The 12253-nt window shown below is 47.3% G+C and carries 8 protein-coding genes and 1 pseudogene; 4 read left to right on the top strand and 5 right to left on the bottom strand.

Annotated features, from left to right (window positions below; translation table 11 throughout):
- Positions 1-9 precede the first annotated feature (9 nt).
- Complete coding sequence (locus QF06_RS00640) at positions 10-690, top strand: amino acid ABC transporter permease (RefSeq protein ID WP_003234624.1); 681 nt, start codon at positions 10-12, stop codon at positions 688-690.
- Positions 691-738: 48 nt separating this feature from the next.
- Here QF06_RS00640 and zinU read toward each other — a convergent pair whose 3' ends face one another.
- From zinU to QF06_RS00620, 5 genes and pseudogenes are all read right to left on the bottom strand, one after another.
- On the bottom strand, positions 739-1932 hold the full coding sequence (gene zinU / locus QF06_RS00635; RefSeq protein WP_033883103.1) for a zinc metallochaperone ZinU: 1194 nt from the start codon (positions 1930-1932) through the stop codon (positions 739-741).
- A gap of 27 nt (positions 1933-1959) precedes the next feature.
- Positions 1960-2124: pseudogene (locus QF06_RS20765) on the bottom strand (hypothetical protein).
- A gap of 117 nt (positions 2125-2241) precedes the next feature.
- Positions 2242-2826: a L,D-transpeptidase gene (locus tag QF06_RS00630; RefSeq protein ID WP_041850677.1), complete on the bottom strand. Its 585-nt coding sequence runs from the start codon at positions 2824-2826 to the stop codon at positions 2242-2244.
- Complete coding sequence (folE2, locus tag QF06_RS00625; RefSeq protein ID WP_041850676.1) at positions 2823-3737, bottom strand: GTP cyclohydrolase FolE2; 915 nt, start codon at positions 3735-3737, stop codon at positions 2823-2825. Before folE2 ends, QF06_RS00630 begins: the two co-directional genes overlap by 4 nt.
- A 116-nt stretch (positions 3738-3853) precedes the next feature.
- Positions 3854-5059 carry an MFS transporter gene (locus QF06_RS00620; protein WP_041850675.1) on the bottom strand — a complete coding sequence of 402 codons (1206 nt, stop codon included), beginning with the start codon at positions 5057-5059 and terminating at the stop codon, positions 3854-3856.
- A 179-nt stretch (positions 5060-5238) separates the two neighbouring features.
- Here QF06_RS00620 and nasB point away from each other — a divergent pair, with 179 nt between their 5' ends.
- The 3 genes from nasB to nasD all read left to right on the top strand — a co-directional run bounded on the left by nasB (position 5239) and on the right by nasD (position 12231).
- Positions 5239-7554, top strand: coding sequence for an assimilatory nitrate reductase electron transfer subunit NasB (gene nasB, locus QF06_RS00615; protein ID WP_041850674.1), 2316 nt, complete (start codon positions 5239-5241; stop codon positions 7552-7554).
- A 6-nt stretch (positions 7555-7560) separates the two neighbouring features.
- On the top strand, positions 7561-9693 hold the full coding sequence (gene nasC / locus QF06_RS00610) for an assimilatory nitrate reductase catalytic subunit NasC (protein WP_015715220.1): 2133 nt from the start codon (positions 7561-7563) through the stop codon (positions 9691-9693).
- A 120-nt stretch (positions 9694-9813) separates the two neighbouring features.
- Positions 9814-12231, top strand: a complete 2418-nt coding sequence (gene nasD / locus QF06_RS00605; RefSeq protein WP_015715219.1) for an NADPH-nitrite reductase — start codon at positions 9814-9816, stop codon at positions 12229-12231.
- Positions 12232-12253 lie beyond the last annotated feature (22 nt).

The following is a 12253-nucleotide window of genomic DNA, read 5'->3' as shown; positions in this document are numbered from 1 at the left end:
TCGGACGCCATGATCAATAGCATTCAATGGGAATATATTTTCAACACAAAGCTGGCTATTGAATCGTTCCCTTATGTCATAAAAGGCATTGGGTATACACTGCTCATCTCTTTTGTAAGCATGTTTGCGGGAACTGTGATCGGCCTGTTCATATCACTCGCCAGAATGTCAAAGCTTGCTTTGTTAAGATGGCCGGCGAAGCTCTATATCTCATTTATGCGGGGCGTTCCGATATTGGTGATTTTGTTTATCCTTTATTTCGGGTTTCCTTATATCGGCATTGAATTTTCCGCTGTCACGGCTGCTTTAATCGGCTTTAGCCTAAACAGCGCCGCCTACATTGCGGAAATTAACCGTTCAGCCATTTCATCCGTCGAAAAAGGACAGTGGGAAGCCGCATCCTCGCTGGGTCTTTCCTATTGGCAGACGATGAGGGGCATCATTTTGCCGCAATCGATACGTATTGCGCTGCCTCCGCTTGCCAATGTATTGCTCGACTTAATCAAGGCATCATCTCTCGCTGCGATGATTACAGTGCCGGAATTGCTCCAGCATGCGAAAATCATCGGGGGCAGAGAGTTTGATTATATGACCATGTATATTCTGACCGCTCTCATTTATTGGGCCATCTGCTCCATTGCCGCGGTCTTTCAGAATATCCTTGAGAAAAAATACGCTCATTATGTTTAAACAAACGTTTCATTAAAAAAAGCCGTTCCCCAGGGGACGGCTTTTTTTCTATTGATTCAGCTTCCATTTAAACGGGTCCTCAAACAGCGACCAGTCGGAATCAAATTCATATTCAGTCAGCAGGCATTGATCAAGCTCTTTCGTAATCGTTTCTTCATCCAGGTCAGTTCCGATAAAAACTAGCTGCGTTAGGCGGTCACCGAACTCCGGGTCCCACTCCTCCAGGATTTCCGGCTCCTGCTGTTTGACTTGCTCCTGCTCAAGCTTCGGCAGCGCCGCCACCCAATAAGATACAGGCTCAATCGTAACCGACGGACCTGCTTGCGACATCAGCAAAGCAAGGTTGTTATGAGATGCGCACCAGACGATTCCTTTGGCACGTACCACGTTCTTTGGCATTTGATCCAACCAACGGTAAAATCGTGTAGAATGAAACGGCAAACGTCTCTTATATACAAATGAAGAGATACCGTATTCTTCTGTTTCCGGGGTGTGTTCCGCATGGCCTGCTGTCAGCTCTTGAATCCAGCCGGCCGATCCGCTCGCTTCCTCGAAGTTAAATAACCCTGTATGCAAAATCTCCTGCGGTTTTACATTTCCTTTGACGGAACGAATGAACCTGGCTCTTGGCTGCAGTTTACGAAGAACGTTTTCAAGCTGTTCGAGCTCTTGCTCGCTGACCAAATCACATTTATTTAAGATCAGTACATCGCAAAACTCAATTTGATCGATCAAGAGGTCGGCGATTTCTCTTTCATCCTCTTCCCCCAATGCTTCTTTGCGGTCCAGAAGGCTTTCGCCTGACTGATAATCATGCCAAAAACGGTTGGCATCAACCACCGTCACCATCGTATCCAGCTGACAAAATTTTGTAAGATCGATTCCCATCTCTTCATCGATATAAGAGAAAGTCTGGGCCACCGGGATCGGTTCGCTGATTCCTGTCGATTCGATGACGATATAATCAAACCGTCCGTCTTTTGCCAGCTTCTCAACTTCAATTAATAAGTCTTCGCGAAGCGTGCAGCAAATGCAGCCGTTTGACATTTCCACAAGCTTTTCATCTGTTCTGGAAAGGCCCCCTTCCTGCTTAACCAAGCCCGCGTCAATGTTCACCTCGCTCATATCGTTTACGATAACCGCTATTTTCAAGCCTTCGCGATTTTGCAGAATGCTGTTCAGCAATGTTGTTTTTCCCGCACCTAGATAACCGCTCAGTACGGTAACCGGAATTTTTTTCATAATAATGCCTCCATTAAAATAGAATGATTACGATTTAAATTGTATACTTCGCCATATGTACAATGGTGTAGAGCAGCTTTTCGCGCTCATTTCTCGCTGCCGCCCGATTTATAAATCAGTAAAGGCTCCAACCGCGTTTAATCCTTTTCCCCATCGCAAATCCCTGCCCTTGCCGACAGCAAGATCCTTAATCGATGCCTTTCCGCTTTTTCACAGATGCACAGCCAATGATAAGCCATTTATCACAAAACGTAATAGTTACGATTTAAATTGTATGGTCTTTTTTCCTTTTTGTCAACGGTTTTCAATTCAGCTGATCACCACTTTTGTATGTTCAGGGATATTTTCATATACCCATTTCGCATCTGGAATGGTCAGCCTGATACATCCGTGAGATGCTTTCGTTCCTAGTTTTTCTGCTTCCGTTTTGATGACTTTTTGATCCTTAGTCATTGGCACACTATGAAATAGAAATTCACCGTGATTTTTCCATGATACCCAGTATTCTGCGCCTTCCTGGTATCCTTCGGAAAAAAACCATTCTCCCCGTTCAGGCTCTACATAAAAGGTGCCCTTTGGCGTAGCATCATCTTTTGTTTGATCAAGACCAGAAGAGATCATCATTGTATAGATGGTGTTGCTTCCTTCCTTGATGTAAGCCTTCTGCTCCTTCACATTCACATCAATCCAGACATGCTTCTGTTTAATATCCGGGTATTCTCCGCCCGAAGGCTTCGTCCAATCAATGCTTGTTTTTGCTGTTTTTCGAACGTCCGTTATGTTTTCGACCGTTTTCTTTGTATTGATACTTGCGTGTTCTTCTGTGTGATCGGAGCAGGCTGACAGCAGGCAGGCTGACATAAGAACTGCAATAATGAATAATGAGAGTTTCATATTTTATCCACTTCCTTCGAAAAAAACAGCTTCGCATAGGCATCGTGGAGATGGATCGATTCTTCATTGCGGCATTCAATCTCAAAGGCTGACACCCATTCAAGCTCAAACAAATCTGCAGCAATCAGCCGAGCGAGATCCTCAACAAACCTCGGATTTTCATAGGCCGTTTCTGTCACGGCTTTTTCATCAGGCCGCTTCAATACCGGATGCAGTCTCGCAGAAGCATTTGATTCTGCGGCGTGAAGCAAATCAGCTTTAACATCACTTGGCAGCGATGCGGCCGGGTGAATATCCGCCCAAATGCTGACCGTTCCCCTCTGATTATGAGCGCTGTATTCGCTGATTTCCTTGGAGCAAGGGCACAGAGTCGTTACTTTTGCTGAGATGCCGGCACGCTGTTTAAACGGCTGATCTTTGCGATAGGTGACAGACATGAATATATCAGCATGCATCAAACCCGCTTTCTCAAGCTTCGGGCTTTTCCGTTCGAAAAACCACGGAAACCTCACTTCAACTGTGGCAGATGATATGTCCATGTTTTCTGCAAGCTCTTTCGTAAATTGCTGAAGAGAGAAAAATGAGAGAACCCAGCCATTTTGATGATAGACTTGCAGCAGCTCTGTTAACCGGCTCATGTTAATCCCCTTCTGATTTCTCGGCAAATTACAAGTCATTGTAAAGTTCGCAGCCGTTGTTTGCTCGGCAGGCATCATGGCAGAAGTGATTGTGACTGGATGGGACACATTAGCGACACCTACATGCTGAATATCAAAAAAATAATCCTTCCTGATATTTTGCAGGTCCTTCATTTTCTCTTTTTCCACTGGTTTCTCGCCTTTGATCGGACTGACCGATCCAAAGTATTGAAGACGCTCCGTTTTTTTCGGGAGCAGCGTATGTTGATTCATTCAGAAAACTCCTCTCGCTAACAAATCGTAATAATTACTATTTATTTTGATCGGTTCACTGTTGAAAATCAAGAGAAAATAAAAAAGACACGCACAAACGCGTGTCCGTCAAAACCCTAAACATCCGCCGGTCTGCTTTCCGCGCTCCAGCTTTTTCTCCAGTAATAGCCTGCGGCAAGCACAAGTGCAAATGCCAGCAGCGCGATACAGGAAAACGTGATAAAACCGATAGCATATGTGCCTGTCATCTGTTTGAGAGATCCTAAGATGTTCGGCAGGAAAAACCCACCGATTCCTCCGGCCGCACCGACAATTCCCGTCACCATGCCAATTTCTTTGCGAAAACGCTGCGGCACGAGCTGGAATACTGCACCGTTACCCATTCCGAGCCCCATCATTCCGACAAACAATAGAACAACAACCATTGAAAGAGATGGCAGGCTGCTGACTCCGGCCATACACAGTGCCACGATGACAAACAGTACAGAAAGAACTTTCGTGCCGCCGACACGATCCGAAATCAAGCCCCCGACAGGCCGGAAAAAGCTCCCCGCCGCCACACATAATGTAACGAAGTCCCCTGCGTGAATTTTTGACAGCTGGTATTGATCAACAAAGAAAATAGATAAAAAGCTTGAGAGCCCGACAAATCCGCCAAATGTGACGCTGTACAGCAGGCAGAAAAACCATGTTTCCTTTTGCCCGAACACATGCAGATAGCTTTTGAGCGGCTGGGGAGACGGCTGTGCAGGGGAATCCTTTGCCATGGATACAAAAAGAATAAAGACGATCAATAATGGAATTAGCGCAATTCCCATGACAATGTGCCAGCCGAACTGCTCCGCCAGACGAGGGCCAAACAGGGTTGCAAACAACGTGCCGCTGTTCCCCGCTCCGGCAATCCCCATCGCAAGTCCCTGCAAATGAGGCGGATACCAGCGGCTGGCCATAGGCAGCGCTACAGCAAAGCTTGCCCCCGCCACGCCAAGCAGAATCCCGATGGCATACAGCTCAGTCAGGGAACGGCCGCCGAATGTCCCCCAAAGCAGCGGAATCATCGTCACCAGCATCCCGATCACTGCCGTTTTTTTCGGTCCGATTCTGTCCGTTAAAATACCAAGAATGATACGAAACACTGATCCAGATAAAATCGGCACAGCTACGACAAGCCCTTTCTCAAAAGGAGACAGGCCAAAATCCTGAGAAATATAAACACCCAGCGCCCCAAGCATAACCCATATCATAAAACTGACATCAAAGTATAAAAAGGAACAGAGCAAAGTGAGTGGATGACCGCTAGTTTTCAGTTCCGACAGCTTCATAAGATTCCCCTTTCTAGACCCTCATTATTTTACATTTTCTGAATCAAGGATATAGGACCATTATTTTCTGGAAAAGACATGTGTAAGTTTTTGTGACACGTTTAATGCGTTAACAGTGCATTGTGACATAATTTTTAATAGGAGAAAACTTACGAGCTTCGCCAAAGGAGGTCTGATACATGAAGAAACAAAGATTGGTGTTAGCGGGAAACGGCATGGCCGGAATCCGCTGTATTGAAGAAGTATTAAAGCTGAATCGCCACATGTTTGAGATTGTCATTTTCGGAAGCGAGCCGCATCCCAATTACAATCGCATTCTCTTATCCTCTGTATTGCAGGGTGAAGCGTCACTCGATGATATTACACTGAACAGCAAGGATTGGTACGACAAGCACGGGATCACGCTTTACACAGGCGAAACGGTTATTCAGATTGATACAGATCAGCAGCAGGTCATAACGGATCGCAAGCGCATCCTGTCTTATGACAAATTCATTGTGGCAACAGGCTCCTCCCCTCATATTCTCCCTATCCCCGGGGCAGACAAAAAAGGTGTCTATGGATTTCGGACAATAGAAGACTGCCAAGCGCTGATGAACATGGCCCAGCACTTTCAAAAGGCTGCGGTAATCGGAGCCGGCTTATTAGGACTGGAAGCTGCAGTCGGTTTACAGCATCTCGGTATGGATGTCAGCGTCATTCACCACTCCGCCGGCATTATGCAAAAACAGCTCGATCAAACAGCGGCGCGGCTGCTGCAAACAGAGCTGGAACAAAAAGGCCTAACCTTTCTTCTGGAGAAAGACACCGTCTCCATTTCCGGCGCCACCAAGGCAGACCGAATCCATTTTAAAGATGGCTCTTCATTAAAAGCAGACTTGATTGTCATGGCGGCCGGCGTCAGACCGAATATTGAATTAGCTGTATCCGCTGGAATCAAAGTGAACCGCGGGATCATCGTGAATGACTTCATGCAGACAAGCGAACCGAATATCTACGCCGTTGGTGAATGCGCCGAACATAACGGAACGGTGTACGGATTGGTGGCACCGCTTTATGAGCAGGGAAAAGCTCTCGCCAGTCATATTTGCGGCGTTCCATGTGAGGAATATCAAGGCTCAGCACCATCTGCGGCTTTAAAAATAGCTGGAATCGATGTGTGGTCAGCAGGAAAGATCCAAGAGGATGAACGCACGACGAGCATCAAAATCTACGACGAACAAGCAGGCGTTTATAAAAAAGCGCTTTTTGTAGATGACAAACTGGCCGGTGTTATTTTATTCGGAGACACCCGTGACAAGCAGCGGCTTCTCGACAGCCTGCTTAAACAACGAGACATCTCCATTGTCAAAAAGCAGATCATCGAACCGGAGACAAGCGGCCCTTTATTTGAATCCATGCCTTCCAGTGAAACGATTTGCCAATGCAACACAGTGACGAAAGGCGCGATTGAAGACGCGGTGCACACGAATAACTTAACAACTGTTGAGGAAGTCAAGCACTGCACCAAAGCCACTGGATCCTGTGGAGGATGCAAACCGCTCGTTGAAGACCTTTTGAGGCACATGACCAACAGCGAATATACGAAGCCCGCCGGCACACCTTCGTTTTGCAGCTGTACTGATTTTACAGAAGACGGCATCATCGCTGAGCTTCAGCGCAGGCCATTCACTAATCCGGCAGAAGTGATGGACCAGCTTGACTGGAGAACAAAAAAAGGATGCAGTACTTGTGTTCCTGCGATTCAATACTATCTGGAAATGCTGTACCCCGGGTTTGTCCAGCCTGAGCCAGCCACTGAAGAGACATGCATCCTGATTCCGCAAATGTACGGCGGGCGGACAAACGCGGAGCAGCTAAGAACCATCGCCAACATCATTGAGGCATACAGCATTCCCGACGTATCCATCACTCACGGCCAAAGGCTGAAGCTTTCCGGGATCAAGCCTGCGGATCTTCCGAACATAAAAAAAGACCTGAAGATGCCCGTTTACACTAATGAACACCGACACGCGCTGCAAAGCATCAAAGCATGTACATGCGGGCAAAATCAATCGATTCAGCAGCTGGCAGCCCAAATCGAAAGACAACTTGAGACGCTTCCCTTACCCGCTCCCATTTCTATCAGCTTATCATGTGAAACAGACTGCACCGATGCCGCCCTGCAAGATGTCGGCGCAATTCGGACACAAGCTGGCTGGGACATTTACATTGGCGGCGTCCGGGGAACTCATGCCCGTTCAGGAGCTCTGTTTTGCGTGACTGAGAACGAAGACAGCACTGCCGGCATGATCAAAGGACTGATCCAGTATTATCGGGAAACGGCTCATTACTTAGAAGCAGTTCATCAGTGGATAGACCGTCTCGGGATCGTTCATATCAGAGAAGTGCTATTCGAAGAAAACCTAAGGGCACAGCTGCTGGAAAGCCTCCAAACAGATCTGTCACTGATTCAAAACCCGACTCTAGAGACGGGTGCATATAAGAAAGGATGAGGCATTTTGACTGAACGACTGCTTAGATATTTCCGTGATAAACAGCAAGACGTCCAATCAGAAAAAACATATGACACTCAATGCCCGTTTTGCAGCATGCAGTGCAAAATGCAGCTCGTGGAACAAACCATCGTCACGCGCAAAAAGTACACTGCGATCGGGATTGATAATCCTACAACACAGGGTCGGCTATGCATGAAGGGCATGAACGCCCACCAGCATGCCCTGAACTCCTCCCGCATCACCCGGCCGCTGCTGAAGAAAAACGGCGAGTTTATGCCTGTTTCCTGGGAAGAAGCACTGAATTACATTAAAGACCAAGTGACAATGATCCAAGTAGAACACGGCCATGACGCTATGGCGGTATACGGAAGCGCCTCGATTACAAATGAAGAGGCGTATTTGTTAGGGAAATTCGCACGGGTGGGCTTACAGACAAAATACATCGACTACAACGGGAGGCTTTGTATGTCCGCCGCAGCAACCGCAGCCAACCAAACTTTCGGCGCGGACAGAGGCTTAACGAATCCCTTATCAGACATTCCCCACACCCGTGTGATCATTCTGGCCGGCACCAATATTGCGGAATGCCAGCCTACGATTATGCCATATTTTGAAAAAGCGAAAGAAAACGGAGCTTACATCATTGCCATTGATCCGCGTGAAACAGCGACAACAAAAATCGCCGATCTTCATTTGAAAATCAAACCCGGCACAGACGCCGCTCTTGCCAACGGTCTCGTCAAAATCATCATCGACGAACAGCTCGCAAACGAAGATTTTATTCAATCACGAACAAATGGATTCGAAGAGCTGAAGCAGCATACTGACTCGTTGAACCTGAATGACATCGCCGAACAGACGAGTGTCCCGCTGGTGGATATAAGAAAAGCGGCTGTAAAGTTTGCCAAGGAAACGTCCGGCATGCTGTTTACAGCCCGCGGGATTGAACAGCAAACCGATGGAACAGCGGCTGTGAAAGGCTTCTTAAACATGGTGCTGATCACAGGAAAAATCGGCAAGCCTTACTCAGGTTACGGGGCGATCACCGGACAAGGCAACGGGCAAGGTGCAAGAGAGCATGGCCAAAAAGCCGATCAGCTTCCGGGCTATCGATCTATTGAAAACGAACAACACCGGGCACATGTTGCGAAAGTGTGGGGAATCCATCAGGATGATCTGCCGCGAAAAGGTGTCTCAGCCTATGAAATGATGGAAAAAATCAACGACGGCGACATCAAAGGATTGTTCCTCATGTGCTCCAATCCTGCTGTCTCCAGCCCAAATGCGAATCTCGTGAAAAAGGCTTTAAGGAAACTGACATTCTTTGTTGCAATCGATTTGTTTATTTCTGAGACTGCGAAATACGCAGATGTGATTTTACCTGCCTCCTCTTACTTAGAAGATGAAGGCACCATGACAAATGTAGAAGGACGCGTGACATTAAGAGAAGCAAGCCGGCCATGCCCCGGCGAAGCAAAGCATGATTGGCAGATCATTTGTGATCTCGCATCCGCTCTCGGCAAGGGCCGCTACTTTTCTTATACGTCAGCGGAGGATATTTTTAATGAATTGAGAGAAGCGAGCCGAGGCGGGATTGCCGATTATTCAGGCATCTCATACGACAGGCTCAGACGTGAAGGCGGCATTCATTGGCCGTGTCCGGAATCTGATCATCCCGGAACTGGGCGCTTGTTTACAGAATCATTTGCTCATCCGGATCAAAAAGCGGCATTAAGTGTGATTCCAAACGAACCACCTGTTCCAAAAGAGAAGCCGACAGCCGATTATCCGCTTTATTTAACGACAGGCAGAGTCATGTCTCACTACTTAACAGGCGTCCAAACAAGAAAAAGCGCCGCCCTTGCCGCGAGACATTTTGAATCGTTTATGGAAATCCATCCGCAAACAGCAGCGACCTACAATATCGAGGACCGTGTACTGGTAAAAATAGAATCGCCGCGGGGAAGCATCACCGTCCGCAGCAAATTATCAGAACAAATCAGAAAAGATACTGTTTTTGTTCCCATCCATTGGGCAGACGCTCAAAATGTGAATGATTTAATCGGGGAAGCCTTAGATCCAGCCTGTAAAATGCCCGGTTTTAAGGTATGCGCCGTCCGAATCAGACCTATTTAAATTTTTCATAAAATTTTTAGAACTTTTCGTATATTTTGTTACATTTTATAACATGTATCTTAAATATTCCTTTTTGCTGTGCTACGCTGGAAAAAACATTGATAAGGAGCGGATCATCTGATGGGAAAAAAACAGCTAGTTCTTGTTGGTAATGGAATGGCCGGGGTAAGGGCCATTGAAGAGATACTGAGTGTTGCTAAAGACGAGTTTCAGATCACAATTTTCGGTGCCGAACCGCATCCCAATTACAACCGAATCCTTTTGTCAAAAGTGCTTCAAGGCGATACAGATATTAAAGATATTACGTTAAACGATTGGGACTGGTACGAAGAAAACAACATTCAATTGTATACAAATGAAACAGTCATCAAAGTGGACACGGAAAACAAAACAGTCATCACAGATGCAGACAGAATCCAGCCTTACGATGAATTGATCTTGGCGACAGGCTCGGTCCCTTTTATCCTTCCGATTCCGGGCGCAGACAAAAAAGGCGTCACAGCTTTCCGGGACATAAAAGATACAGACACAATGCTCGCCGCGTCAAAACAATATAAAAAAGCTGCCGTCATCGGCGGAGGACTTCTTGGTTTGGAAGCAGCTCGCGGACTGCTGAATCTTGGCATGGACGTGTCCGTCATCCACCTTGCCCCATTCCTGATGGAGCGCCAGCTTGATGCAACGGCAGGACGCCTGCTGCAAAACGAGTTAGAAAAACAAGGTATGACCTTTTTACTTGAAAAGCAAACAGAAGAAATTGTCGGTGATGACCGTGTCGAAGGCCTTCGCTTCAAAGATGGCACAAGCATTGAAGCTGATTTAGTCGTCATGGCTGTCGGCATCCGTCCGAATACAACACTCGGCGCCGAGAGCGGCATTCCGGTTAACCGCGGCATCATCGTCAACGATTATATGCAGACTGAAATCCCGCACATTTACGCGGTCGGCGAATGTGCCGAGCACCGAGGAATCGCCTACGGGCTTGTGGCACCGCTCTATGAACAGGCAAAAGTGCTGGCGAAGCATATTTGCGGCATCGAAACAAAACCGTATGAGGGCTCCGTTCTCTCCACACAGTTAAAGGTATCAGGCGTCGAGGTTTTCTCTGCCGGTGACTTTAACGAATCAGAAGAGAAAAAAGCGATTAAAGTCTTCGATGAGCAGGACGGCATCTATAAAAAAATCGTCCTGAGAGGCAATCAAATAGTCGGTGCTGTTTTATTCGGCGACAGCAGCGAAGGCAACCGCCTGTTTTCTATGATTCAAAAAGAAGCCGATATCTCTGAAACCTCAAAAATATCAATCTTACAGCCTCTCGACCAACAAGCAGGCACAAGCATAACCGCAGCGATGAGCGACGATGAAATCATCTGCGGCTGTAACGGCGTGTCAAAAGGTGCGATTATTCAAGCCATACAGGAAAAGGGCTGCTCGTCAACGGACGAGATCAAAGCATGCACCGGCGCATCCCGCTCATGCGGAGGCTGTAAGCCACTCGTAGAAGAAATCCTCCAGCATACGCTCGGATCAGACTTTGATGCGTCAGCGCAAAAAGAATCCATTTGCGGCTGCACCACATTGTCGAGAGATGAAGTCGTAGAAGAAATCAAAGCCAAAGGGCTGTCACATACAAGAGAAGTCATGAATGTGCTCGGCTGGAAAACGCCAGAAGGCTGTTCCAAATGCCGGCCCGCTCTGAACTACTACTTAGGCATGATCAATCCAACCAAATACGAGGATGACCGGACATCCCGCTTTGTTAATGAACGAATGCACGCCAATATTCAAAAAGACGGAACATACTCAGTCGTTCCTCGGATGTACGGCGGCGTGACCAACTCCACAGATTTGCGCAAGATCGCCGATGTCGTTGACAAATATGAGATCCCGCTCGTGAAAATGACAGGCGGCCAGCGAATTGATCTTATCGGCGTGAAAAAAGAAGACCTTCCGAAGGTATGGGAAGATCTTGATATGCCGTCGGGCTATGCGTACGGAAAAACGCTCCGCACAGTGAAAACATGTGTAGGCGAGCAATTCTGCCGCTTCGGCACACAAGACTCCATGGCACTGGGCATTGCGCTTGAGAAAAAATTCGAAGGGCTAAACACGCCGCACAAAGTCAAAATGGCCGTGTCTGCATGCCCGCGAAACTGTGCGGAATCCGGCATTAAGGACCTTGGCGTTGTCGGCATCGACGGAGGCTGGGAGCTTTATGTCGGCGGAAACGGCGGAACCCACTTGCGTGCCGGCGATTTGCTGATGAAGGTGAAAACAAATGAAGAAGTCTTAGAATACGCAGGCGCTTACCTGCAATATTACAGGGAAACCGCAAACTATCTGGAGCGTACGTCCGCATGGCTTGAGCGCGTCGGTTTATCCCATGTCCAATTCGTGTTAAACGATCCGGAAAAGCGGCAGGAGCTGAACGACCGAATGAATGAAACACTCTCTGTCCACAAGGATCCGTGGAAAGACTTTTTAGAGGATAAACAAACCTCGAAAGAATTATTTGAAAATGTCGTGACCACATCATAATGACAAAAACAATCATTGAGGA

The sequence above is a fragment of the Bacillus sp. YP1 genome, assembly GCF_000877815.1.
GTDB lineage: Bacteria > Bacillota > Bacilli > Bacillales > Bacillaceae > Bacillus > Bacillus subtilis.
Note: the sequence above shows the minus strand (reverse complement) of the source record. Positions and strands in the feature narration are given on the sequence as shown.

Coding starts and splice junctions, on each gene's coding strand:
- QF06_RS00640 (WP_003234624.1), top strand. CDS start 10: ATGATCAATAGCATTCAATGGGAATATATTTTCAACACAAAGCTGGCT.
- zinU (WP_033883103.1), bottom strand. CDS start 1,932: ATGAAAAAAATTCCGGTTACCGTACTGAGCGGTTATCTAGGTGCGGGA.
- nasB (WP_041850674.1), top strand. CDS start 5,239: ATGAAGAAACAAAGATTGGTGTTAGCGGGAAACGGCATGGCCGGAATC.
- QF06_RS00620 (WP_041850675.1), bottom strand. CDS start 5,059: ATGAAGCTGTCGGAACTGAAAACTAGCGGTCATCCACTCACTTTGCTC.
- folE2 (WP_041850676.1), bottom strand. CDS start 3,737: ATGAATCAACATACGCTGCTCCCGAAAAAAACGGAGCGTCTTCAATAC.
- QF06_RS00630 (WP_041850677.1), bottom strand. CDS start 2,826: ATGAAACTCTCATTATTCATTATTGCAGTTCTTATGTCAGCCTGCCTG.
- nasD (WP_015715219.1), top strand. CDS start 9,814: ATGGGAAAAAAACAGCTAGTTCTTGTTGGTAATGGAATGGCCGGGGTA.